The organism is Pseudomonas sp. X4, from assembly GCF_040784925.1.
GTDB lineage: Bacteria > Pseudomonadota > Gammaproteobacteria > Pseudomonadales > Pseudomonadaceae > Aquipseudomonas > Aquipseudomonas putida_Z.
This window is the reverse complement of sequence record NZ_CP160798.1, coordinates 4,307,067-4,330,603: the sequence shown is the minus strand read 5'-3', so window position 1 is coordinate 4,330,603 and position 23,537 is coordinate 4,307,067. Positions and strand designations below refer to the sequence as shown.

16 protein-coding genes, 2 tRNA genes and 3 rRNA genes are annotated in these 23,537 nt (G+C 61.3%); 7 read left to right on the top strand and 14 right to left on the bottom strand.

The window, feature by feature from the left end; all coding sequences use genetic code 11:
• Positions 1 to 94: 94 nt before the first annotated feature.
• The 4 genes from ABX298_RS19335 to ABX298_RS19320 all read right to left on the bottom strand — a co-directional run bounded on the left by ABX298_RS19335 (position 95) and on the right by ABX298_RS19320 (position 4,661).
• The gene (locus ABX298_RS19335; RefSeq protein ID WP_286918531.1) at positions 95 to 427 is read right to left on the bottom strand and encodes a DUF3325 domain-containing protein; all 333 of its coding nucleotides are present in this window, start codon (positions 425 to 427) and stop codon (positions 95 to 97) included.
• On the bottom strand, positions 424 to 1,938 hold the full coding sequence (locus tag ABX298_RS19330) for a PepSY domain-containing protein (RefSeq protein ID WP_286918530.1): 1,515 nt from the start codon (positions 1,936 to 1,938) through the stop codon (positions 424 to 426). The genes ABX298_RS19335 and ABX298_RS19330 overlap by 4 nt, the downstream gene beginning before the upstream one ends.
• Positions 1,935 to 2,222 carry an iron transporter gene (locus tag ABX298_RS19325; RefSeq protein WP_286918529.1) on the bottom strand — a complete coding sequence of 96 codons (288 nt, stop codon included), beginning with the start codon at positions 2,220 to 2,222 and terminating at the stop codon, positions 1,935 to 1,937. The genes ABX298_RS19330 and ABX298_RS19325 overlap by 4 nt, the downstream gene beginning before the upstream one ends.
• Positions 2,223 to 2,426: 204 nt before the next feature.
• On the bottom strand, positions 2,427 to 4,661 hold the full coding sequence (locus tag ABX298_RS19320; RefSeq protein WP_367393496.1) for a TonB-dependent siderophore receptor: 2,235 nt from the start codon (positions 4,659 to 4,661) through the stop codon (positions 2,427 to 2,429).
• Positions 4,662 to 4,960: 299 nt separating this feature from the next.
• On the opposite strand from ABX298_RS19320, the gene ABX298_RS19315 reads away from it, so the two are divergent.
• Entirely contained in the window at positions 4,961 to 6,190 is a 1,230-nt protein-coding gene (locus ABX298_RS19315) for an MFS transporter (RefSeq protein WP_317409474.1), read from the top strand.
• Here ABX298_RS19315 and ABX298_RS19310 read toward each other — a convergent pair.
• The 6 genes from ABX298_RS19310 to ABX298_RS19285 form a co-directional block, all read right to left on the bottom strand.
• On the bottom strand, positions 6,187 to 7,995 hold the full coding sequence (locus tag ABX298_RS19310; protein ID WP_367393495.1) for an ABC transporter ATP-binding protein/permease: 1,809 nt from the start codon (positions 7,993 to 7,995) through the stop codon (positions 6,187 to 6,189). The genes ABX298_RS19315 and ABX298_RS19310 overlap by 4 nt on opposite strands.
• Positions 7,996 to 8,349: 354 nt before the next feature.
• Positions 8,350 to 8,465 (bottom strand): 5S ribosomal RNA (rrf, locus tag ABX298_RS19305).
• Positions 8,466 to 8,602: 137 nt separating this feature from the next.
• A 23S ribosomal RNA gene (locus tag ABX298_RS19300) occupies positions 8,603 to 11,492 on the bottom strand.
• Between the two features lie 233 nt (positions 11,493 to 11,725).
• Positions 11,726 to 11,801 (bottom strand) — tRNA-Ala (locus ABX298_RS19295).
• Positions 11,802 to 11,807: 6 nt separating this feature from the next.
• Positions 11,808 to 11,884 (bottom strand) — tRNA-Ile (locus ABX298_RS19290).
• A gap of 77 nt (positions 11,885 to 11,961) precedes the next feature.
• Positions 11,962 to 13,498 (bottom strand): 16S ribosomal RNA (locus ABX298_RS19285).
• The 16S, 23S and 5S rRNA genes sit together here with 2 tRNA genes alongside, the layout of an rRNA operon.
• Before the next feature lie 792 nt (positions 13,499 to 14,290).
• Here ABX298_RS19285 and rhtA point away from each other — a divergent pair.
• The gene (gene rhtA, locus ABX298_RS19280; protein ID WP_367393494.1) at positions 14,291 to 15,178 is read left to right on the top strand and encodes a threonine/homoserine exporter RhtA; all 888 of its coding nucleotides are present in this window, start codon (positions 14,291 to 14,293) and stop codon (positions 15,176 to 15,178) included.
• 189 nt (positions 15,179 to 15,367) lie between these two features.
• Positions 15,368 to 15,649, top strand: coding sequence for a hypothetical protein (locus ABX298_RS19275; protein WP_025338390.1), 282 nt, complete (start codon positions 15,368 to 15,370; stop codon positions 15,647 to 15,649).
• Between the two features lie 42 nt (positions 15,650 to 15,691).
• On the opposite strand, the gene ABX298_RS19270 is transcribed toward ABX298_RS19275, so the two are convergent.
• A complete protein-coding gene (locus ABX298_RS19270; protein ID WP_367393493.1) occupies positions 15,692 to 17,500 on the bottom strand; it encodes an aminopeptidase P family protein in 1,809 nt (602 codons plus the stop codon).
• Positions 17,501 to 17,720: 220 nt separating this feature from the next.
• Here ABX298_RS19270 and ABX298_RS19265 point away from each other — a divergent pair, with 220 nt between their 5' ends.
• Complete coding sequence (locus ABX298_RS19265) at positions 17,721 to 18,839, top strand: DUF3182 family protein (protein WP_367393492.1); 1,119 nt, start codon at positions 17,721 to 17,723, stop codon at positions 18,837 to 18,839.
• On the top strand, positions 18,823 to 19,593 hold the full coding sequence (locus ABX298_RS19260; protein WP_075044261.1) for a S9 family peptidase: 771 nt from the start codon (positions 18,823 to 18,825) through the stop codon (positions 19,591 to 19,593). The genes ABX298_RS19265 and ABX298_RS19260 overlap by 17 nt, the downstream gene beginning before the upstream one ends.
• Here ABX298_RS19260 and ABX298_RS19255 read toward each other — a convergent pair.
• Both ABX298_RS19255 and ABX298_RS19250 read right to left on the bottom strand, forming a co-directional pair.
• A complete protein-coding gene (locus ABX298_RS19255; protein ID WP_025338386.1) occupies positions 19,572 to 19,952 on the bottom strand; it encodes an antibiotic biosynthesis monooxygenase in 381 nt (126 codons plus the stop codon). The genes ABX298_RS19260 and ABX298_RS19255 overlap by 22 nt on opposite strands.
• Before the next feature lie 106 nt (positions 19,953 to 20,058).
• A complete protein-coding gene (locus tag ABX298_RS19250) occupies positions 20,059 to 21,042 on the bottom strand; it encodes a GlxA family transcriptional regulator (RefSeq protein WP_367393491.1) in 984 nt (327 codons plus the stop codon).
• Positions 21,043 to 21,124: 82 nt separating this feature from the next.
• Between ABX298_RS19250 and ABX298_RS19245 the strand changes: the two genes are divergently transcribed.
• Complete coding sequence (locus ABX298_RS19245) at positions 21,125 to 21,673, top strand: cysteine hydrolase family protein (RefSeq protein ID WP_075044259.1); 549 nt, start codon at positions 21,125 to 21,127, stop codon at positions 21,671 to 21,673.
• A gap of 142 nt (positions 21,674 to 21,815) precedes the next feature.
• Here ABX298_RS19245 and ABX298_RS19240 read toward each other — a convergent pair whose 3' ends face one another.
• Positions 21,816 to 22,379, bottom strand: coding sequence for a helix-turn-helix domain-containing protein (locus tag ABX298_RS19240; protein ID WP_015269662.1), 564 nt, complete (start codon positions 22,377 to 22,379; stop codon positions 21,816 to 21,818).
• 83 nt (positions 22,380 to 22,462) lie between these two features.
• Here ABX298_RS19240 and ABX298_RS19235 point away from each other — a divergent pair, with 83 nt between their 5' ends.
• Entirely contained in the window at positions 22,463 to 23,413 is a 951-nt protein-coding gene (locus ABX298_RS19235) for a DMT family transporter (protein ID WP_367393490.1), read from the top strand.
• Positions 23,414 to 23,537: the final 124 nt, after the last annotated feature.

Here is a 23,537-nt window from a genome sequence, read left to right as displayed (position 1 = left end):
TTCTCTCGCAGCGGGTCGGGGCGCAAGGTTTAACATGCCTTGGCACTTTTTACCGCAACAACCTGGCACCGGCTGCGCCGACGATGGGGCCTGGTCAGATCATCAGCAGCATCAGTCCCCAAACCGGCACCGCTGCCAACAACCCCACCGCCAGCCGCGGCCAGTATGGCAGCAGCAATACCAGCACCATCCCCGCCAGCGACATCACGGCAAACCAGGCCACCGGCCCCATGGCCCAGCCCCAGGCCTGGGCACATAGCACCAGACTGGCCAGCAACGCCAGCCAGCCGGCCGCGCGCAAGCCAACACGCAGCACCGGCGGGCAGGTGCGGTTCCATACCTGCTTGTAATGCCGCTCCAGCCCCTGGCACAGCCCCAGCATGCCAGCGTAGGCGAACAACACGCTGCCCATGATCCACATCATCATGCCCCGGCCTCCATCCGCCGCCCTGCCCTGGCCTTCTGCGGCACCCACTGCGCCTGCCATACGCGCCAGGCCAGCAGCCCGAGCAATACACCCAACACCAAGGCACAGGCCACCACCCCGAGGCGCATGGCGTCGCCCAAGCCACCCAACGCACCCAGGCCAATGCACAGCAACGCGGTCAGCAGCAGTTGCTCGACCCAGGCCCGGCGTACCGGCCTGATACCGGCATGCAACAGCGCCAGCAGCCATACACCAAAGAACGCACGAACCTCCCAGCTCTCCCGCTGCGCCAGTTCCACCGGCAGCACACGGCTGGCCCACAGCAACCCCACGCACGCCAACAACAGGCCACTGACGAAGCCCACGTTGCATACCTCCGCCAACCGGTACCAACGCCGCACCGAAGCCTCGGCGCTGGCGTACTTGCGCCCACGCTTCACGCAGAACAGCACCAGCCCGCTGGCGATCATCAGGCAACTGACCAGCCCGCAGACGAAATACAGCCAGCGCATCGGGTAGCCGCCAAACTGGGCGAAATGCAGGCCGGCCATGACCCGCTGGGTCAATGGCGCCGCGTGCCATTCGGCGACGTCGCCGAGCAACTGCCCGCTGACCCCATCGAAGACCATGGCCTGGCCCTTGGCCAAGGCAATGCGGTTGCCCAGCCCGGGGCGTATTTCGATACGCGCCGCCGCCGTGTTGGGGTTGCGGATATTCAGGCCACCAATCGGCCCCAGGCGCGCCTCGGCCTGGGCCAGCAATGGCGCGACATCGACCAGCGCGGCCGGTTGCCTGGCCAGGCCACGAGGCTGCTCCAGGCGGGCATTGCCCTGGGCCTGGAAGTAGGCACGGTTGTCGCCGGCGAACAGCGCATCGACCCCGGCCGGGATGTAGATGAGCATGAAGATCACCAGGCCGGTGTAGGTGATCATCAGGTGGAACGGCAGCAACAGCACCGCGCTGGCGTTGTGGAAATCCAGCCACGAGCGCTGGCCCTTGTTCGGCCGGAAGGTGAAGAACTCCTTGAAGATCTTCTTGTGGATGACGATACCGGTGACCAGCGCCGCGAGCATTACCAGCGCCAGCGCGCCGACCACGAAGATGCCCCAGTTGCGTGGCAGGTCGAGGGTGAAATGGAAGCGGAAGAAGAAGTTGCCACCAACACTGTCCCGCACCTCGATGGCCTCGCCAGTGCGCGGGTCAAGCTGTACGGTGGGGCCATGGCGACGCTCGCCGGTGGACACGCGCAACCCGGGCGAGCGCTCGCTCGGCAGGCTGATGCCCCAGTTGCCAGCCTGCGGCTCGTGGGCCTGCAAGTAGGCAATGGCGCGCCGCGCGGCGTCGGCCTGGGGTACCTCGGTGGCCGGGATTTCCGGTTGCATCCAGTGGTCGAGTTCCTTGTCGAATACCGCCAGGGTGCCGGTGACGAAGATGGCGAACAGCAGCCAGCCGAATATCAGCCCGGCCCAGGTGTGCAGCCAGGCCATCGATTGGGTGAAGGTGTTCTTCATGCCAGCCACTCCAGTGCCTGCGGCCAGAAGCCGATCAGGGCAAGCGGTACGGCCACAGCCAGCGAGGCCCAGGCACGCAGGGCATCGCTGCAGGCGAAGGCCCAGAGGATGGCGGCGGTGTAGAAGATGAAGGCCGGCAGGGTCGCGACGATGACCGCATCGGCGGCAGCCAGCGGCAGGATGCGGGCCAGGCAGGCGCTGGCGGCGTAGCTGAGGGCATAGCCGCCGAGCAGTGCGGCACAGCTGCGGGAGAGGATCTGCAGCCAGGCGGGGGCTTTGATCATCGGGGGCTCCTTGGCGTTGATCGGAGGCATCCGGGGCTGCTTTGCAGCCCATTCGCCGGCAAGCCAGCTCCCACAGGGATTGCACAGGGTTCGAATACTGTGTGGTATCTGTGGGAGCAACTGTCTTGCTCAAATTCCAAACGTTGGCGCGATCCCTGTGGGAGCTGGCTTGCCGGCGAATGGGTCGCGCAGCGGCCCCTTGGATCAGAAGTTGATGTTCAGCGCAGCGAACACCGCCCTGCCCGGCTGGTTATAGGTATTGGCGCCCGAAGTACTGGCGTTGCCGCCACGCAGGATCTGCTTGTCGAACACGTTGTTCACCCCCACCCGCACGTCGTAGTTGGCGTTGAACTTGTAACCAGCGCTCACGTCCACCAGGCCGTAGGCTTCCACGTCCCGTTGCGCGGTCTTGTCGTAGCCTTGCTGGGTGCGTTCGTTGAAGGTCGGCGACTTCTGCTTGCCGAAGTAGGTACCCGCCACCTGGAACGACAGCTTCTCGGTGGCGCGCCAGTCGAAGGTGGTGTTGACGGTGTATTCCGGGATCACCGACAGCGGCTCGCCGGTCTCGCGGTTGTCGTTGTCGAGCATCCAGGTCAGGTTGGTGTTCCAGTCCAGGGCCGGGGTAAGCTCGATGAACAGGTTGCCTTCGATACCTTCCACCCGCGCCTTGCCGGCGTTGTCCCACTGGGTCACGCGGCTGCCGGTGCCGATGGTGTACAACACATCGGTATCACCGACGATCTTGTTCTTGTAGTCGTTGCGAAAGTACGTGGCACTGGTGCGCCAGGTACCACGGTCGTACATCAGGCCGATTTCCTTGTTGACGCTGATCTCGGGCTTGAGGTCGGCGTTGCCCTGCAGGTAGCAGCCACCGTTGTTGGTCTGCTGCACGCTGCAACCATTGCCGCGGCTGTACAGCAAGTAGTTGGGATTGGACTGGTACAGGTTCGGGGTCTTGTAGGCGCGCGCGATACCGCCTTTGACCGACAGTGCTTCGGTTAGCTTGTGCGACAGGTTCAGGCTGGGGCTGAAGTTGTCGCCGAAGGTTTCGTGGTGGTCGAAACGCAGGCCCGGGGTAATGGTGGTGTCGCCGACTATGATGTTGTCCTCGACGAACAGCGCATAGCTGCGGGCGGTCATCTTCGAGCTGCTGCGGTCGAAACCGACCAACCCGTCGTTACCGGTAGGGTCCGAGCTTTGCGGGCGCAGCGAGCCCTGGTCATTGAGCGCTTCGTACAGGTACTCGCCGCCCAGGGTCAGCACATGTTCGGTGCTGCCCATGGCGAATGGCAGGTTCACTTCGCTGCTCAGGCGCGTGTTGCGCAGGCGCGACATGGCGGCGCCTTCGGCATTGGGGGCACCTTCGGTACGGCCTGCCAGGCCCTCGTTGAGGCGCCAGTTGCGCACGTACTCGTAGGCCAGCACGGTCTTGCTGGTACCCCAGGTGAAATCGCCCAGGTGGGTCAGGTCGTAGGTACTGCGCTGCATCACATTGGTTTCGTGGCCGTACAGGCTGGACACGAACTCGACGTCACCACCGCCGTTGCTGTTCATGGTGTCGCCGGCAAAGATATTACCCTGGCGGCTGTAGCCAGCACTGGCCTCGAGGCGGTGCTCGTCGTTCAGCTTCCAGCTCAGCAGGCCATTGATGTCCTTGTTGCGTACGCCTTCGCGACCCGCCACCAGCGCACTGGTGGCATGCCCGGCATTGATGTCCAGGTCGTCGGCATCGGTCTTGGCCAGGCCGCCGTACAGGCGGAAGCCGAGGTTGTCGGTCAGGCCGCCGCCCAGGTTGAAGTTGCCCCGGCGGCTGGCGCCCTCGGCGCTGTCTTCCGGCAGCTGGGTATACAGGCTGACGCTGCCCTTGAGTTCGTCGGTGGGCCGCTTGGTGATGATGTTGACCACCCCGCCCATGGCGCCGGAACCGTAACGTGCGGCCGCCGGGCCACGCAGGATCTCGATGCGCTCGACCGCTTCTGCCGGTACCCAGTTGGTTTCACCGCGGGTATCGCGGTCGCCGTTCCAGCCATAGCGCACGGCGTTGCGTGCGCTGGATGGCTTGCCGTCGATGAGGATCAGGGTATTTTCCGGGCCCATGCCGCGCAGGTCGATCTGCCGGTTGTTGCCACGCGCGCCGCTGGCGCTGTTGCCGGTCAGGTTGACCCCGGGCTCGCGGCGGATGATGTCGGACAGGTCATTGGCCGGCGGATGGCGCTTGATGTCTTCGGCGGTGATGATCGACGTACCCAGGGCCTGGCGTGCCTCGCGCTCGGCGGTGACCAGGGTGTCCTGAATCACCAGCGCGTTGTCGGCGACCGGCATCTCCAGCACCTCACCCGTGCGCTGTTCTTCGGCCTGGGCCGCGCTGGCCACCATGGCCGGTGACGCCAGCGCAACGAACGCCAGGGCCAGGCTGTTGGGTGAAGTCTTGCACTGCATGGGTACATCTCCTGCGATTCATGAGCGAAACGGCACATCCCTGTCGGAAACCGGGAGCCCTCGCCCACCGGCCTCGCAAACTCAGTTTGGTGGCCAACAGGGATGGTAAATATAGAGATTCGCAAATGAGTTTAAATCTTATTTACGAAGTTTACATGTTTGTAACGGAACTTTGCTGACACGACAGCGTTGCCGGCGCAGCCCGGCTATTCGCGCTGTTGCTTGCATACACCTGTCCGATTTGCATCCTGCGTGACGGCTCCTACAGTTTCGAACGTAGCCCTCTGCCGAGCCTCCTGATGCGCAGCCACGAAGAAAGCCACGCCACGAACGCCACCAGGTCTCTGTCGAAGATCCCTCGCAGTGTCTGGGCGCTGGGCTTCGTGTCGATGTTCATGGACATTTCCTCGGAAATGATTCACGCCCTGCTGCCGCTGTACATGGTCACCGTGCTCGGCACCTCGGTAGTGGCGGTGGGCTTTATCGAAGGTATCGCCGAGGCGACCGCCTCGATCACCAAGGTGTTTTCCGGCGCCCTCAGCGACCGGCTGGGCAAGCGCAAGCTGCTCACGGTGCTGGGCTATGGCCTGGGTGCGTTGACCAAGCCGGTGTTTCCCATGGCCTCCGGGCTGGAGTGGTTGACCGCAGCACGCTTCGTCGACCGGGTAGGCAAAGGCATTCGTGGGGCGCCGCGCGATGCGCTGGTGGCCGACGTCACACCCGCAGAACTGCGTGGTGCAGCCTTCGGCCTGCGCCAGGCGCTGGATACCGTGGGCGCCTTCCTTGGGCCGTTGCTGGCGATCGTGCTGATGTGGCTGACCGCGAGCCATTTCCAGACGGTGTTCTGGGTGGCGGTGCTCCCGGCGTTCGTGGCGGTGTACATCCTCATCGCCTTCGTGCACGAACCTGAAACGCCGGCCACTACCCGGCCGGTGCGCTCACCGCTGGCCCTGCACGAGCTGGCCCGCCTGGGCCCGGCCTACTGGCGGCTGATCGGCCTGGCCACGCTGTTCACCCTCGCCCGCTTCAGCGAGGCGTTTCTGCTGCTGCGCGCCCAGGACATGGGTCTGGCGCCGCTGTGGGCGCCGGCAGTGCTGGTGCTCATGGCCCTGGCCTACTCGCTGTCGGCCTACCCAGCGGGGGTGCTGTCGGACCGCGTAGGCCGCCGCGGCGTGCTGATGACCGGGCTGGGGCTGCTGGTCGCCGCCGACCTGCTACTGGCCCTGCTGCCGGGCTGGACCGGGCTGGCCATGGGGGTGGCTGCCTGGGGCCTGCACCTGGGCTTCAGCCAAGGCGTCTTTGCCGCCATGATCGCCGACAGTGCCCCCGCCGAACTGCGCGGTACAGCCTTCGGCCTGTTCAACCTGCTGACCGGCGTGGCGCTGCTGGTGGCCAGCGTGGTGGCCGGGCTGCTGTGGGACGGGGTCGGCTTCAAGGCGACATTCCTGCTTGGCGCAGCGTGTGCCGGCAGCACCCTGGTCGGGGTCGCATTGCTCAGGTCAGGCCCGATCACCGGCAAGCCGCACTAGGCCAGCGCTGGCTGCTGCTCCAGTAGAGACCAGCCGCCATGCCCATCCACCTCCAGCCGATGGGTATGGAAACCTGCCAGCGTGCTGCGGTGCCCGACACTCACCAGCAACGCCCCCGGCATTTCCGTGCGCAACAGTGAATACAGGGCATGCTCGAGCCCTTCGTCCATGGCCGAAGTGGACTCGTCGAGAAACACCACCTGCGGCCGGTTGAACAGCACCCGGGCAAATGCCAGGCGCTGCTGCTCACCGACCGAGAGAATGTGTGACCAGTCACAGCTGACATCCAGTCGCTCGGCCAGGTGGGTCAGGTTGACCTGGCGCAAGGCCTGCTGCATCCGCGTTTCGTCCTCAGGCCTGCTGGCCGCCGGGTAGGCGATGACGGCGCGCAGATCACCCAGCGGCAGGTACGGCCGCTGCGACAGGAACAGCGCCTGGTGGCCCAGCGGGCGCCTGACCTCACCCTCTGCATACGGCCAGAGGCCCGCCAGCGCACGCAGCAGCGTGGTTTTGCCGCTGCCCGACGGCCCCTTGATCAACAGCGCCTGGCCGGCGTGCAGGTCAAGGTTCAGGTCGGCGATAAGTGCATGCCCGTCCGGGCGCAGCACCTGCAGGCGGCTGATCGCCAAGGCATGCTCCTGGTCCTCGGTGATGACGCGCGGCAAAGCGCTCGCCTGCTCGTTGGCATCGAGGAAGCCGGTCAGACGGTCGAGGGTAGCCCGGTACTGGGCAAACGCATCATACGACTCGCGGAAGAATGACAACGAATCCTGCACCTGGCCAAAGGCCTGGGAGGTCTGCATGACGTCGCCCAGCTTGATCGCCCCGCTGAAGAAGCGCGGTGCCTGCAGAATGAACGGGAACACCACTGCTACCTGGCTCACGCCCAGGTTGAAACCACTGAATTTCAGGTTTCGGAACACCAGCGCCCAGGCATTCACGATCAAGGCACCAAAGCGGCCCAGCAAGGTGCCCCGCTCGACCTGCGCGCCCTGGTAGAAAGCGATGTTCTCGGCGTTCTCGCGCAGGCGCATCAGCGCGTAACGGAAGTTGGCGGTGAGCTTTTCGTTGAGGAAGTTCAGGCGGATCAGCGGCCGCCCGAGGCGGAAGGCGATCCAGGTAGCGACGATGACGTACAGGTACACAGCAAACACCATCGCCCGGGGAATCTCCACACCCGCGACGGCCAGCGGCGCCGACAGCCCCCACAGGATGCCGGTGAACGCCACCAGCGAAACCAGCGCGCTGACCGCGCCTAGGGCGAGGGTCACCGAGTTGCTGACAAAGGCGTTGACGTCCAGTTCGATACGCTGGTCAGGGTTGTCCACCGGCTCGGCCAGGAACTGGCCACGGTAGTAGGCATCGCCGTGCATCCAGTCGTGGGTCAGGCGCTCGGTCAGCCAGACACGCCAGTGGATGCTGAACGCCTGGCTTACATAGAAGGTGAACAGCGAACGCAGCACATGGATCGTGGCCAATACCGCGAAGACGCCGAGCAGGTACCAGAAAGCGGCTTGGTCAAGGCCTTGCAAGGCGCTGTAGAAGCCGTTGTACCAGAACGAGAACAGCACGTTCAGGCGCACCGAGAATAGCGTCAATACCAGCAGCAGGGCGAACACCAGCAACGGCCGCCAACTGCGCCTGAAACTGAAATAGGGCCCGGCAAGCTGCCAGAACTGGCTGCCCCAGCGCGTACAACGTACAGCCAGTGTGGCGGCTGCTGTGAAGCAGACAAGGGTGATGAACGAGGCGATTGCCAGCCAGCTCAGGCTCTCTTGCAGGGCCTGGTGCCAGTTCATTTCCATGATGGGTATCCGTGCTGAGTATTTCCGCGAGCGTAGCATTGACCTGTGATTCGTCAGGCATAAATGACGCACATTTCATGATTGCTTTTCGGAGCTACGCGGGCCCTGTGAGAGCAACTGTCTTGCTCAAATTCTGAAAGTTGGCGCGATCCCCTGTGGGAGCGGCCTTGTGTCGCGAAAGGGCTGCAAAGCAGCCCCAGCAATTTCAACTGTTGCGCATCAATCCTGGGGCCGCATTGCGGCCCTTTCGCGACACAAGGCCGCTCCCACAGGGACTGCGTATGCCTGGGAATTTTTGCACCACAAAGACAAAACCCCTACCTGCATACGCAGATAGGGGTTTTGCGAAATGAATCTTGACGATGACCTACTCTCACATGGGGAAACCCCACACTACCATCGGCGATGCATCGTTTCACTGCTGAGTTCGGGATGGGATCAGGTGGTTCCAATGCTCTATGGTCGTCAAGAAATTCTGTTGCCAGAATGTCCAGATGGACAGCCCAGCGAATTCGGATATGCGATATTTGTGATGTTGCGAACTTTCGGTTCGTTTCGTCTTCACCACCACAATTTGGCTTTCGTGCGCAAATTGCTTGGGTGTTATATGGTCAAGCCTCACGGGCAATTAGTATTGGTTAGCTCAACGCCTCACAGCGCTTACACACCCAACCTATCAACGTCGTAGTCTTCGACGGCCCTTTAGGGGATTCAAGATCCCAGTGAGATCTCATCTTGAGGCAAGTTTCCCGCTTAGATGCTTTCAGCGGTTATCTCTTCCGAACATAGCTACCCGGCAATGCCACTGGCGTGACAACCGGAACACCAGAGGTTCGTCCACTCCGGTCCTCTCGTACTAGGAGCAGCCCCTCTCAAATCTCAAACGTCCACGGCAGATAGGGACCGAACTGTCTCACGACGTTCTAAACCCAGCTCGCGTACCACTTTAAATGGCGAACAGCCATACCCTTGGGACCGGCTTCAGCCCCAGGATGTGATGAGCCGACATCGAGGTGCCAAACACCGCCGTCGATATGAACTCTTGGGCGGTATCAGCCTGTTATCCCCGGAGTACCTTTTATCCGTTGAGCGATGGCCCTTCCATACAGAACCACCGGATCACTAAGACCTACTTTCGTACCTGCTCGACGTGTTTGTCTCGCAGTCAAGCGCGCTTTTGCCTTTATACTCTACGACCGATTTCCGACCGGTCTGAGCGCACCTTCGTACTCCTCCGTTACTCTTTGGGAGGAGACCGCCCCAGTCAAACTACCCACCATACACTGTCCTCGATCCGGATAACGGACCTGAGTTAGAACCTCAAAGTTGCCAGGGTGGTATTTCAAGGATGGCTCCATGAGAACTGGCGTCCCCACTTCAAAGCCTCCCACCTATCCTACACAAGCAAATTCAAAGTCCAGTGCAAAGCTATAGTAAAGGTTCACGGGGTCTTTCCGTCTAGCCGCGGATACACTGCATCTTCACAGCGATTTCAATTTCACTGAGTCTCGGGTGGAGACAGCGCCGCCATCGTTACGCCATTCGTGCAGGTCGGAACTTACCCGACAAGGAATTTCGCTACCTTAGGACCGTTATAGTTACGGCCGCCGTTTACCGGGGCTTCGATCAAGAGCTTCGCTTGCGCTAACCCCATCAATTAACCTTCCGGCACCGGGCAGGCGTCACACCCTATACGTCCACTTTCGTGTTTGCAGAGTGCTGTGTTTTTAATAAACAGTCGCAGCGGCCTGGTATCTTCGACCGGCATGGGCTTACGGAGCAAGTCCTTCACCCTCGCCGGCGCACCTTCTCCCGAAGTTACGGTGCCATTTTGCCTAGTTCCTTCACCCGAGTTCTCTCAAGCGCCTTGGTATTCTCTACCTAACCACCTGTGTCGGTTTGGGGTACGGTTCCCAGTTATCTGAAGCTTAGGAGCTTTTCTTGGAAGCATGGTATCAACCACTTCGTCGCCTAAAGGCAACTCGTCATCAGCTCTCGGCCTTGAAATCCCGGATTTGCCTAAGATTCCAGCCTACCACCTTAAACCTGGACAACCAACGCCAGGCTGGCCTAACCTTCTCCGTCCCTCCATCGCAATAACTGGAAGTACAGGAATATTAACCTGTTTTCCATCGACTACGCTTTTCAGCCTCGCCTTAGGGACCGACTAACCCTGCGTCGATTAACGTTGCGCAGGAAACCTTGGTCTTTCGGCGTGCGAGTTTTTCACTCGCATTGTCGTTACTCATGTCAGCATTCGCACTTCTGATACCTCCAGCAAGCTTCTCAACTCACCTTCACAGGCTTACAGAACGCTCCTCTACCGCGTCATCAAAGATGACACCCGTAGCTTCGGTGCATGGTTTGAGCCCCGTTACATCTTCCGCGCAGGCCGACTCGACTAGTGAGCTATTACGCTTTCTTTAAAGGGTGGCTGCTTCTAAGCCAACCTCCTAGCTGTCTAAGCCTTCCCACATCGTTTCCCACTTAACCATGACTTTGGGACCTTAGCTGACGGTCTGGGTTGTTTCCCTTTTCACGACGGACGTTAGCACCCGCCGTGTGTCTCCCATGCTCGGCACTTCCAGGTATTCGGAGTTTGCATCGGTTTGGTAAGTCGGGATGACCCCCTAGCCGAAACAGTGCTCTACCCCTGGAGTGATACATGAGGCGCTACCTAAATAGCTTTCGAGGAGAACCAGCTATCTCCGAGCTTGATTAGCCTTTCACTCCGATCCACAGGTCATCCGCTAACTTTTCAACGGTAGTCGGTTCGGTCCTCCAGTCAGTGTTACCTAACCTTCAACCTGCCCATGGATAGATCGCCCGGTTTCGGGTCTATACCCAGCGACTAAACGCCCTATTAAGACTCGCTTTCGCTACGCCTCCCTATTCGGTTAAGCTCGCCACTGAATATAAGTCGCTGACCCATTATACAAAAGGTACGCAGTCACCTAACAAAGTAGGCTCCCACTGCTTGTACGCATACGGTTTCAGGTTCTATTTCACTCCCCTCTCCGGGGTTCTTTTCGCCTTTCCCTCACGGTACTGGTTCACTATCGGTCAGTCAGTAGTATTTAGCCTTGGAGGATGGTCCCCCCATATTCAGACAAAGTTTCTCGTGCTCCGTCCTACTCGATTTCATTGACAAGAGATTTTCGTGTACGGGGCTATCACCCACTATGGCCGCACTTTCCAGAGCGTTCCACTAATCTCAAATCAACTTAAGGGCTGGTCCCCGTTCGCTCGCCACTACTAAGGGAATCTCGGTTGATTTCTTTTCCTCAGGGTACTTAGATGTTTCAGTTCCCCTGGTTCGCCTCTTGCACCTATGTATTCAGTACAAGATACTCAGCTTATGCTGAGTGGGTTCCCCCATTCAGAGATCTCTGGATCACAGTCTGTTTGCCGACTCCCCAAAGCTTATCGCAGGCTACCACGTCTTTCATCGCCTCTGACTGCCAAGGCATCCACCGTATGCGCTTCTTCACTTGACCATATAACCCCAAGCAATCTGGTTATACTGTGAAGACGACATTCGCCGAAAATTCGCATGTTGCTCTTTCGAGCAGAACTCACAAATTTTACCTTAGCCTGATTAACCAGCAGTGAAACTGGTCATCAGTCTATATCTATCACATATCCGAATTTTTAAAGAACGATCTGACAAAAGTCAGAAATCAACATTCGAAGCGAATGCTCATTTCTGAGTTTGATCAAGTGAAGCAAGTGGTGGAGCCAAGCGGGATCGAACCGCTGACCTCCTGCGTGCAAGGCAGGCGCTCTCCCAGCTGAGCTATGGCCCCGCATATTGGTAGGTCTGGGCAGATTTGAACTGCCGACCTCACCCTTATCAGGGGTGCGCTCTAACCAACTGAGCTACAGACCTATATAGGGTCTTGATCGTCTTCAACCATGAATCAAGCAATTCGTGTGGGAGCTCATCAGCAGGCTGATGTCGTCGATTAAGGAGGTGATCCAGCCGCAGGTTCCCCTACGGCTACCTTGTTACGACTTCACCCCAGTCATGAATCACACCGTGGTAACCGTCCTCCCGAAGGTTAGACTAGCTACTTCTGGTGCAACCCACTCCCATGGTGTGACGGGCGGTGTGTACAAGGCCCGGGAACGTATTCACCGCGACATTCTGATTCGCGATTACTAGCGATTCCGACTTCACGCAGTCGAGTTGCAGACTGCGATCCGGACTACGATCGGTTTTGTGAGATTAGCTCCACCTCGCGGCTTGGCAACCCTCTGTACCGACCATTGTAGCACGTGTGTAGCCCAGGCCGTAAGGGCCATGATGACTTGACGTCATCCCCACCTTCCTCCGGTTTGTCACCGGCAGTCTCCTTAGAGTGCCCACCATAACGTGCTGGTAACTAAGGACAAGGGTTGCGCTCGTTACGGGACTTAACCCAACATCTCACGACACGAGCTGACGACAGCCATGCAGCACCTGTGTCAGAGTTCCCGAAGGCACCAATCCATCTCTGGAAAGTTCTCTGCATGTCAAGGCCTGGTAAGGTTCTTCGCGTTGCTTCGAATTAAACCACATGCTCCACCGCTTGTGCGGGCCCCCGTCAATTCATTTGAGTTTTAACCTTGCGGCCGTACTCCCCAGGCGGTCAACTTAATGCGTTAGCTGCGCCACTAAAATCTCAAGGATTCCAACGGCTAGTTGACATCGTTTACGGCGTGGACTACCAGGGTATCTAATCCTGTTTGCTCCCCACGCTTTCGCACCTCAGTGTCAGTATCAGTCCAGGTGGTCGCCTTCGCCACTGGTGTTCCTTCCTATATCTACGCATTTCACCGCTACACAGGAAATTCCACCACCCTCTACCGTACTCTAGCTCGCCAGTTTTGGATGCAGTTCCCAGGTTGAGCCCGGGGCTTTCACATCCAACTTAACGAACCACCTACGCGCGCTTTACGCCCAGTAATTCCGATTAACGCTTGCACCCTCTGTATTACCGCGGCTGCTGGCACAGAGTTAGCCGGTGCTTATTCTGTCGGTAACGTCAAAACAGCAAGGTATTAACTTACTGCCCTTCCTCCCAACTTAAAGTGCTTTACAATCCGAAGACCTTCTTCACACACGCGGCATGGCTGGATCAGGCTTTCGCCCATTGTCCAATATTCCCCACTGCTGCCTCCCGTAGGAGTCTGGACCGTGTCTCAGTTCCAGTGTGACTGATCATCCTCTCAGACCAGTTACGGATCGTCGCCTTGGTGAGCCATTACCCCACCAACTAGCTAATCCGACCTAGGCTCATCTGATAGCGCAAGGCCCGAAGGTCCCCTGCTTTCTCCCGTAGGACGTATGCGGTATTAGCGTTCCTTTCGAAACGTTGTCCCCCACTACCAGGCAGATTCCTAGGCATTACTCACCCGTCCGCCGCTGAATCAAGGAGCAAGCTCCCGTCATCCGCTCGACTTGCATGTGTTAGGCCTGCCGCCAGCGTTCAATCTGAGCCATGATCAAACTCTTCAGTTCAATACTGCTTGGGTTTTTAAGAAACCCTAAACTTGGCTCAGCAATCTCAAATGACTATGTGATTTCTCGCATGGCCACTTGTGATGCTGATAATCTTTGTGACTATCAGTCCGTACTCACAAGCACCCACACGAATTGCTTGATTCGATTTGTTAAAGAGCGTTTGGTTAAGAGTTTTTCGTCTCAACCGAGGCGCGCATTCTACGCTTTCCTCATTTGCTGTCAAGCGTTTATTTTGAAGTTTTTTGCGAGAAACTCGTTTAGCTTCAAACACTTGACTCAACGGGGTGGCTGGCTTTGCTTCGCTACCGCGTTGGAGTGGTGCGCATTATAGGGCGGCGTTTCCGGAGGTCAACCTTTAATTTCAATAATTTAGGTTTTTTTGAAAAAGACCGCGTCAGGGCCGCCAGGTGCTCGCCACAACACCTGCTGCGCCTGTGAGATCGAGCGCCGCCCGCGCGGCGCATCGCCGGCAAGCCGGCTCCCACATCTGTTTCGGGCCAGTTATTCCTGCCTCCTCCGCACTCGCACCCTTGGAGCATGACAGGAGATTGCAGAAAAGCAGCAGCGCCACCTTCGATATCGAAGGGAACAAACAAGGCGGCAGCGGTGAACTCACAGGACAAACTGGCCCGAAACAGATGTGGGAGCCGGCTTGCCGGCGATGCGCCGCGTGCGCGGCGCTCGATTTTGCAGGCGCCAGAAAACTCATGGCCGGCACCTTGCCCCACACCCTCATAATTGCGCACTATATTGCTCACCCCCACCCCGCTCAAGGATCGCTGCACAGAAATGAACACCCAGCCCCGCAGCCTGGCCGCTACCCTCTTCCCGATCGGCCTGCTGCTCATCGCCATGGCATCGATACAGTCCGGTGCCTCCCTGGCCAAAAGCATGTTCCCCCTCATCGGCGCCCAAGGCACTACCACCCTGCGCCTGATCTTCGCCAGCATCATCATGCTGCTGATCCTGCGCCCGTGGCGTGTGCGCATGACCCGCAACACCCTGCGCAACGTCATCATCTACGGCATGGCGCTGGGCGGCATGAACTTCCTCTTCTATATGGCCCTGCAAACGGTACCGATCGGCATCGCCGTGGCACTGGAGTTCACCGGCCCGCTGGCCGTGGCGATCTTCTCCTCGCGCCGGCCGATCGACTTCCTGTGGATTGCGCTGGCCATCGTCGGCCTGCTGCTGTTGCTGCCGGCCGGCCATGGCGGGCAGGCCCTCGACCCGGTCGGCGCAGCCTATGCCCTGGGCGCGGGCGTGTGCTGGGCACTGTACATCCTGTTCGGGCAGCGGGCCGGGGCCGAGCATGGTATCCAGAGTGCCGCACTGGGCGTTGTGGTCGCCGCGCTGTTCGTTGCCCCCATCGGTATCGCCCACGCCGGCAGCGCTTTGCTCACACCCGCCGTGATCCCCATGGCCCTGGGCGTTGCGGTGCTGTCCACCGCCCTGCCCTACAGCCTGGAAATGGTTGCCCTCACGCGCATCCCGGCACGCACCTTCGGCACCCTCATGAGCATCGAACCAGCCTTCGGCGCACTGTCCGGCCTGCTGTTCCTGGGCGAGGTACTGACGTTTACCCAGTGGCTGGCCATCCTGGCGATCATTACCGCGTCGGTCGGCACCACCCTGTCCATGCGCAAGGAACCCAGCCCGGCCGTCGCAGCAGACTGACATGAGAAATATTTTCATTTGAGACAGGATTAGTGATTGTAGCGACCCGTCTCGCTGATTAAGCTGTCACGGAATCATCATCTTTACGCTATCTACTGGACCGAACACGGACGCTGGGGAAATTTCAGGAAGAACCAAAGCGATAACGACAGGGCCATACAGCTATCAGCCCTGCATTTAAGGACAGGAATGAAACGTATTTTGCTCATCCTGGCCATCTTGGCTATTGCTGGATGTGCCGCCACGGCCAAGACTGAGGTCAAAAGGGGCAAGAAGGGCCTGCATATCAATTGCTCCGGCCTGTCTTCCTCGTGGGACAACTGCTACAGCAAGGCCGCAAGCTCCTGCAGCACGCGCGGCTACCGGGTCATTGCACGCTCGGGCGATAGCGATGAAGAACCCGGTGACTACTTGTTCGGCATCAACCCGGCGGGTTACACCAGCCGCAGCATGATCGTCATCTGCAAGTAGAAAAAAAGGGCAGCTCGCAAGCTGCCCTTTTCATTTGCCGCCTTACAAGGGCACGGTACGCGCCTCCAGCCAGGCCAGCGCGTCCCCCTTGAGCAACGGCGCCAGGCGCTCGCGTACCGTGGCGTGATAGCCGTTCAACCAGTCCACCTCTTCCCTGGCCAGCAGTTCGGGCACCAGGCAGCGGGTATCGATCGGGCACAGCGTCAGGGTCTCGAAGTTCAGGAAGTCGCCAAAGGCGCTCTTGCCGGCCTCGCGGTTGACCACCAGGTTCTCGATGCGCACACCCCACTGCCCTGGGCGGTACGTGCCCGGCTCGATCGAGCTGATCATGCCCACCTGCATCGCCGTCTGCGGCGTGGGCGCCGCCTGGTAGGCAATGACCTGCGGCCCCTCGTGCACATTCATGAAGTAACCCACCCCATGCCCGGTGCCGTGGCCGTAATCCACCTGGTCAGCCCAGATCGGTGCCCGGGCAATGGCATCGAGCAACGGCGACAGCACACCTCGCGGGAAGGTGGCCCGCGACAGGGCGATCACGCCTTTGAGCACGCGCGTGCAATCCTGCTTCTGTGCAAGGCTCGGGTTGCCCACCGGCACCATGCGGGTGATGTCGGTGGTACCGCCAAGGTACTGCCCGCCCGAATCGATCAGCAGCAGACCATCGCCCTCGATGACCGCATGCGACTGCTCGGTGGCACGGTAATGCGGCATCGCGCCATTGCCATTGAAGGCGGCAATGGTCGAGAAGCTCAACGACACGAAGCCTGGGCGCCGGGCACGCGCGGCACTCAACTGCTCGTCGACCGTCAGTTCGGTAACCCGCTCCTGACCGAGGCTGGCCTCGAGCCAGGCGAAGAACTCGCACAAGGCCGCGCCGTCCTGCTCCATCACCTGGCGGATGTGCACCAGATCGTCATCACCTTTGCACGACTTGCTCAGGGTGCTGGGGTTGAGCCCCTCGACTAGTTCCACCCCGGCCGGCAGGTTATCCAGCAGGCCGCAGGTTACCCGGGCCGGGTCGACCAGCAATCGGCTGCCGGCCGGCATGGCGGCAAGGGCCTTGCCTGCTTCGGCGTAGTCGCGCGCCTCGATACCGTCGGCCGCCAGCACCTGGCGTAGATGTTCGTCGAGCTTGTCCTGGCCGACGAACAGGATGGCCTGCTGCTGGCTGATCAAGGCAAAGGCGACGAACACCGGGTTGTAGGACACATCACTACCGCGCAGGTTGAACAGCCAGGCAATGTCATCCAGGGTAGCGATGAAATGCCAGTCGGCCCCCTTGGCCTGCACGCTCTGGCGCAACTGCGCCAGCTTTTCCGCACGGCTTACCGTGGCGTGCGGTGGCAAATGCTGGTAGACCGGGTTGCCTGGCAGCGCCGGGCGCCCTTCCCATACCTGGCCCAGCAGGTCCTTGTCAGTCACCAGTCGCGCCCCGCGCGCCTTCAGCCGGTCGCCAAGCTGGCGCGCCGAAGCCAGGGCCATGACCGCACCGTCTACCGCCACGCTGCCATTGGTCTCGACGTGATCGCCCAGCCATTCCAGCGCACCAGGCTTGCCCGGCAACAGCTTCATCAGCTCGATGCCGCTGCCAGCCAGCTCTTGTTCCGCCTGTTCCCAGTAGCGGCTATCGACCCACAGCCCGGCAAAGTCAGCCGTGACCACCAGCGTGCCGACCGAGCCGTGGAAACCCGACAGCCACTGGCGCCCTTGCCAGTAACCGGGCAGGTATTCGGAAAGATGGGGGTCGGCCGAGGGTACCAGCAAGGCATCGATGCCCTCTGCGGCCATGGCCTGGCGAACCTGCGCCAGGCGCTGCGGCACGCTTTGCCCAAAGGTGGTCTGAACGTTCATGCGCTCTCCTGCGGCTACATCACGGTTTATCCAGTGTGCCGATAATGGAACAGCCGCCGAGGCCCTGCAATCGTGGCGACCGACACACGGCATGCATTGCCCGTCACGCCCTGCGCATACCGGACATTTCCTACATACGGGCCAGGACCACCGATCAAGTTCCGCTGAACTTCCTCAAAGCACCGGCTTCACACTCAATACATTCATTGCACACAGGCAAATGACCATGCCCAATGCCTGCGCCCCTAAAAGCGGCGTGGTGCTGCTCGACACCCGCGCGCACACCCCCGACCACGAGCATGCCGTGCACCTGAAGCTTGCCGATGGCCTGGCCCGCCTGCTGGGCTGCCCACACGTGCAACCCGGCCAGCCACCAAGCGCCACCGATGGCTACTACTACCTGCCCACCGAAACCCTGGTCGATCCCAAGCGCCATGCCGCCCTGGGCATCTGCAGCGAGCAGGACCTGTTCGGTGGCCTGGTCGCACACCCCTACATGGCGACCAAGGCGATCTCCCACCCGTTGCCGGCCGGGGCCAGTTTCCCGCCGGGCTGGACCGATGCCTTCGCCCGCCAAGCCAGCGACGCCCTGCTGCGCGGCTACACCGTGTTCAGCAAGGCTGATGCGCGCACCGCCGCACAGCTGTTATTGACGGACGGCCCGTTGCGAATCAAGCCGGTACTGGCCTGCGCCGGCCGTGGGCAACAGGTCATCACCGCGGTGGATGAACTGGAACCGCTGCTGGCCGGCATGGATGACCAGGACCTTGCGCTGTGGGGGCTGGTGCTCGAGGAAGACCTGAGCGAAGTGCAAACCTTCAGCGTCGGCCAGGTACGCGTCGCCGGCCTGACCTGCAGCTATCACGGCACCCAGCAACTGACCCGCGACCATCAGGGCACGGAAGTGTATGGCGGCTCCGACCTGGTAGTGGTGCGCGGTGACTATCAGGCACTGCTGCAACTGCCGCTGGACGAGCCGCTGCGCCTGGCCATCAACCAGGCGATGGCCTACGAACAGGCCGCCGAGCAGCACTTCCCCGGCTTCATCGCCTCACGGCGCAACTACGACATCGCCCGCGGCGTCAATCCCCTGGGCCACCTGCGCAGCGGCGTACTCGAGCAATCCTGGCGCCTGGGCGGAGCCAGCAGTGCCGAGCTGCTGGCCTTGCAGGCGTTCGCCGACGACCCGGCATTGCAACGGGTGCGTGCCTCCACCCATGAAGTGTTCGGCACCCCCGAACTGCCCACTGACGCCACCCTCTTTTACCAAGGAAACGACAGTGAACTCGGACAACTCAGCAAATTCGCGCGGATTCGTGAACATGACCATTCAGAGTGAAACCGTTGAACTGCAGGTCGAGGATGACAGCATCGTCGGCACCCTGGTCAGCCCCGGCAGCAAGATGCCGGGCATCCTCTTCGTCCACGGCTGGGGTGGCAGCCAGCAACGCGACCTGGCCCGCGCCCGGCATATCACCGGGCTGGGCTGCGTGTGCATGACCTTCGACCTGCGCGGCCACGAAAAAACCGAAAGCCAACGGCTGACGGTCACCCGCGAACAGAACCTGACCGACCTGCTGGTGGCCTACGACCGGCTGGTAAGTCACCCGGCCGTCGACACCAGTGCCATCGCCATCATCGGCAGCAGCTATGGCGGCTACCTGGCCACCCTGCTGACCCGTGAGCGGCCGGTGAAATGGCTGGCCCTGCGGGTACCCGCGATGTACTGGGACGACGAATGGAACCTCCCCAAGCAAACCCTCGACCGGCAACGGTTGAACGCCTACCGCCAGCGCCCGCTCGGCCCGGCGGACAACCGCGCACTGGCAGCCTGTGCCGAGTTCGGTGGCGATGTACTGCTGGTGGAGTCCGAGCAGGACGACTATGTGCCGCACAGCACCTTGATGAGCTACCGCTCGGCATTCGTCAGCGCCCATTCGCTCACCCACCGCATCGTCGACGGTGCCGACCATGCGTTGTCCAGCGAAGAGAGCCAGAAAGCCTACAGTTCGATCCTGGCGGCATGGGTCAGCGAAATGGTCGTTGGCGCCCGCCTGGACCGCTACCCGCACTACGCGCCCTGGTATGCCTGAGGCTCGCCCACCTGGCAATGCAGGCCGCCATCGGCGCCGCGCACCAGGCTACGCAGGGTCTGGTAGGCAGCAAAGTTGACCCCACGCGCCTGATGCTGGCCAAGCAGTTCGAGGAAAGGTTCCCCGACGAAATAAACGGCCGCCGCTGCCCACGCCTGACGGGACTGCCATTGCAGGTACTGCAGCACCCGACTGCCATCGTCGCTGGCCTGGATGCTGACACCCTGCAGCCCTTCGCAACGCGCGGCCAGCGCTTCGCTGCGCGCCACCAGCGCCTGGGCCAACGCCTGCTGAAACCTGCCAGGCACTTCATATTCGATCATCTGGGTAAACCACAGGGCATGGGATGTTGCCGTCATGAACGGTCTCCTGGTGACGGACGCCTACAGCGCGATGCCGAGCAGGGTAAAACCTCAAGTTATGTCAAGGTCAAGCGGTTTTCCGCACCGGGAACGCACCCGCGCCCTAACCCAATACCGCGAAGCGCCGCCGGTAATCACTCGGGGTCAGGCCGGTGATGCGCTGAAACACCTTGCGAAACGCACCCGGGTCCTGGTAACCGACGCCCCAGGCGATCTGCTCGACATTGCGCCGGGTGAACTCCAGCAAGCGGCACGCCCGCCCCACCCTCACCTGCTGGCAGTACTCGGTTGGCCGTAGCCCGGTGGCAGCACGAAAACGCCGCAGGAAGGTGCGTTCCTCCAGCCCCGCGCACGCAGCCATGCTGGCCAGGTCGGCATCCTGCCCACCGTTGCCCTGCAACCAGTGCTGCACTTTCAGCACCGCCTCGTCGCCATGGTCCAGGCGTGGATTGAACACTGCACCGGGCAGCGGCGCCGCGACCGGGTCGACCGCCAGGTAGCGGGCAGTTTCCCGCGCCACCGTCGCGCCCATGAAGCGCTCCAGCAAGCGCAAGCCCAGGTCGGTCCAGGCCATCAGCCCGGCCGAGGTGACGATGTCGCCATCGTCCAGCAACGGTTGCTGGGCCTCGACCCGCACCTTGGGAAAACGCTGGGCAAGCGAATGCACGTAGTTCCAGTGGGTGCAGGCCGGGCGCCCGTCGAGCAGGCCACTGGCGGCGATGAAGAACACCCCGATGCACACCGACGCCAGCACCGTGCCGTGCCCGTGCAACTGGCATAACGACGCACGATGGCGCTCAAGCAGCTCACCCTGAGGTGCCGACTCCAGGCTCGGCGGAATGATCAGCACCCGCAGATCGGCCGCGGCGGCAGGTGGGCTCTCAGGGGCAGGCTGCAACTGCCCCGCCTCGTCTGCCAGCCAGAAGCTGATACGCACCGATGGCAACTCGAGGGCACCCAGTTCGGCAACCACCCGGTTGGCCACCAGGAACAGGTCGGCCAGCCCATGCACGGCAGCACGTTGCGCGCCGGGGTACAGCAGCAGGCCGATGTCCAGGCTGGCGGGGTTGTCAGTTTTTGCCTGCATAGTGTCGTTCGCGCCAATCCTCAGGTCAGTGCACACAGCCTATAACTAACGTCATCCAACGACTACTGCCACAGGAGGCAGCATGAGCAAGCAGGCGCTGATCATCATCGACATCCAGAACGACTACTTCCCGGGCGGCAAATGGACCCTCGATGGTGCCGACCAGGCGGCCGACAATGCTGCCCGCCTGTTGGCGGCGGCGCGTCGACGGGGCGACCTGGTGGTGCATGTGCGGCATGAGTTCGACAGCGCCGATGCGCCGTTCTTCGCGCCAGGCTCGCAGGGTGCGGCGATCCATGCCAAGGTCGAGCCTCAGGCCGGTGAACCGGTGGTGCTCAAGCACAAGGTCAACGCCTTCCTCGGTACCGACCTTGAGCACACGCTGGACCGGCATGGCGTCGAGGCCCTGACCATCGTCGGCAGCATGAGCCACATGTGCATCGACGCCGCCACCCGGGCCGCGGCCGACCTGGGTTACGACGTGACCGTGGCGCACGACGCCTGTGCCACGCTACCACTGGAGTTCGATGGCAAGCGGGTGCCGGCTGCGCAGGTGCATGATTCGGTGATGGCGGCATTGGCGTTTGCCTATGCCAAGGTGGTCAGGACCGATGAGTTGATAGGAGACTGACCGCAAACCTTGGGTTGCCCATACAGGCCTCATCGCCGGCAAGCCAGCTCCCACAGGTCCACCTTCAGGCTCGGAGCCAGTGGAGAACCTGTGGGAGCTGGCTTGCCGGCGATGAGGCCCTGGAGGCAGCAACATCTCTCGATCAAATCACCACATTACGCACAAACCGCACCGCCACTGCCCCATCGTTGCGATAGGCATACCGGCAATTGCTGGGAAACACATGGAACTGCCCGACCTGCAGGCGATGCTCGACCCCTTCGATAATCAGCGTCAGTTGCCCTTGCGCCACATAGATCTGCTCGCTCCAGCCCTCGGCATCAGCCTCGCTGGAATAGCACTCGCCCGGTGCCAGGGTCCATTCCCACAGCTCCACCTCGCGCCGCGCCACACTGCTGCCCAGCAGCACCGCCCGGCTCTGCGGGTGCTCCCCGGCCCAGGCCAACTCTTCGATGCGCCCGGGGTCACGCTGGTCAGGTGCCTGGATCAGGGTACTGAAAGCCACGCCCAAGGCTTCGGCAATCAGGTCGAGAGTAGTCAGGCTGACATTCTTTTCGCCCGCCTCGATCGCCACCAGCATGCGCCGGCTGACACCGGAGCGCTCGGCCAGCGCCGTCTGGCTCATGCCCGCGGCATTGCGCAGGCTGCGTACATTGAGGCTGACATGTTGCAGCACCGATGCCCGGTGCGAGGAATCTTTGTGCACTATATTGCTCACTGGTCGGTATTGCGCAGTATACTGCCCACTTTGCGGCGATTGTGCGCCGCCCCCTCCGAGTGCGCAAGACCATGAGCCAGCCCAACAGCAAACCGACCCCTGCCATTGCCTTTCGCCTGAGCAAGGCCGAACTGGTGCTGGTGTTCATCACCATACTGTGGGGCGGCACCTTCCTGCTGGTGCACAATGTGATGACCGTCAGCGGCCCGATGTTCTTCGTCGGCCTGCGCTTCGCTGCAGCCGCGCTGTTCGTCGGGGTGGTCTCGGCGCGGGCGCTGCCGGGGCTGACCTTCACCGAACTGAAGGCCGGCATGCTGATCGGGGTGTCGATCATGCTCGGCTACGGCCTGCAGACCATGGGCCTGCAAACCATCAGCAGCAGCCAGTCGGCGTTCATCACCGCGCTGTACGTGCCGTTCGTGCCGCTGCTGCAATGGCTGGTACTGGGCCGGCGCCCCGGCCTGATGCCAAGCATCGGTATTGCCCTGGCATTCATCGGCCTGATGCTGCTGGCCGGCCCGGAGGGTGGCAGCCTGCACTTCAGCGAAGGCGAGCTGGTAACCTTGGTCAGCGCCGTGGCCATTGCTGGCGAAATCATCCTGATCAGCCGCTACGCCGGCCAGGTCGATGTGCGCCGGGTCACCGTGGTGCAGCTGGCGACCGCCTCGCTGCTGGCGTTCCTGATGATCGTGCCAACCCAGGAGCGCATACCCGACTTTTCCTGGCTGCTGCTGGCCAGTGCCGTGGGGCTGGGCGCCATGAGCGCGGTGATCCAGGTGGCAATGAACTGGGCGCAGAAGTCGGTCTCGCCCACCCGCGCCACCCTCATCTATGCCGGCGAACCGGTATGGGCCGGGATCGTCGGGCGCATCGCCGGTGAGCGCCTGCCGGGCGTGGCACTGCTCGGCGGCCTGCTGATCGTGATCGCGGTGGTGGTCAGCGAACTCAAGGTGCGCCGCCCGCGCGAGGTGGCCGAAGCACGGGACGTGCAGGATGAAGGCGAACGCCAGGCTGGCCTGTAAAGCCGCCAACTGCGGCTATGCTTTGTAAGAATCTGTTATAAAAAAGCAGCTTGTCACAGCCTGTTTGTAGGATTCTGCGACAGCTTGCGTGTTGGTGATCAACCCCTCGGCACGTATGATTCTT

What these genes read in the sequence shown, in the direction of transcription:
- ABX298_RS19335 (WP_286918531.1), bottom strand. Translation starts at nt 427, where the DNA reads ATGATGATGTGGATCATGGGCAGCGTGTTGTTCGCCTACGCTGGCATG.
- ABX298_RS19330 (WP_286918530.1), bottom strand. Translation starts at nt 1,938, where the DNA reads ATGAAGAACACCTTCACCCAATCGATGGCCTGGCTGCACACCTGGGCC.
- ABX298_RS19325 (WP_286918529.1), bottom strand. Translation starts at nt 2,222, where the DNA reads ATGATCAAAGCCCCCGCCTGGCTGCAGATCCTCTCCCGCAGCTGTGCC.
- ABX298_RS19320 (WP_367393496.1), bottom strand. Translation starts at nt 4,661, where the DNA reads ATGCAGTGCAAGACTTCACCCAACAGCCTGGCCCTGGCGTTCGTTGCG.
- ABX298_RS19315 (WP_317409474.1), top strand. Translation starts at nt 4,961, where the DNA reads ATGCGCAGCCACGAAGAAAGCCACGCCACGAACGCCACCAGGTCTCTG.
- ABX298_RS19310 (WP_367393495.1), bottom strand. Translation starts at nt 7,995, where the DNA reads ATGGAAATGAACTGGCACCAGGCCCTGCAAGAGAGCCTGAGCTGGCTG.
- rhtA (WP_367393494.1), top strand. Translation starts at nt 14,291, where the DNA reads ATGAACACCCAGCCCCGCAGCCTGGCCGCTACCCTCTTCCCGATCGGC.
- ABX298_RS19275 (WP_025338390.1), top strand. Translation starts at nt 15,368, where the DNA reads ATGAAACGTATTTTGCTCATCCTGGCCATCTTGGCTATTGCTGGATGT.
- ABX298_RS19270 (WP_367393493.1), bottom strand. Translation starts at nt 17,500, where the DNA reads ATGAACGTTCAGACCACCTTTGGGCAAAGCGTGCCGCAGCGCCTGGCG.
- ABX298_RS19265 (WP_367393492.1), top strand. Translation starts at nt 17,721, where the DNA reads ATGACCATGCCCAATGCCTGCGCCCCTAAAAGCGGCGTGGTGCTGCTC.
- ABX298_RS19260 (WP_075044261.1), top strand. Translation starts at nt 18,823, where the DNA reads ATGACCATTCAGAGTGAAACCGTTGAACTGCAGGTCGAGGATGACAGC.
- ABX298_RS19255 (WP_025338386.1), bottom strand. Translation starts at nt 19,952, where the DNA reads ATGACGGCAACATCCCATGCCCTGTGGTTTACCCAGATGATCGAATAT.
- ABX298_RS19250 (WP_367393491.1), bottom strand. Translation starts at nt 21,042, where the DNA reads ATGCAGGCAAAAACTGACAACCCCGCCAGCCTGGACATCGGCCTGCTG.
- ABX298_RS19245 (WP_075044259.1), top strand. Translation starts at nt 21,125, where the DNA reads ATGAGCAAGCAGGCGCTGATCATCATCGACATCCAGAACGACTACTTC.
- ABX298_RS19235 (WP_367393490.1), top strand. Translation starts at nt 22,463, where the DNA reads ATGAGCCAGCCCAACAGCAAACCGACCCCTGCCATTGCCTTTCGCCTG.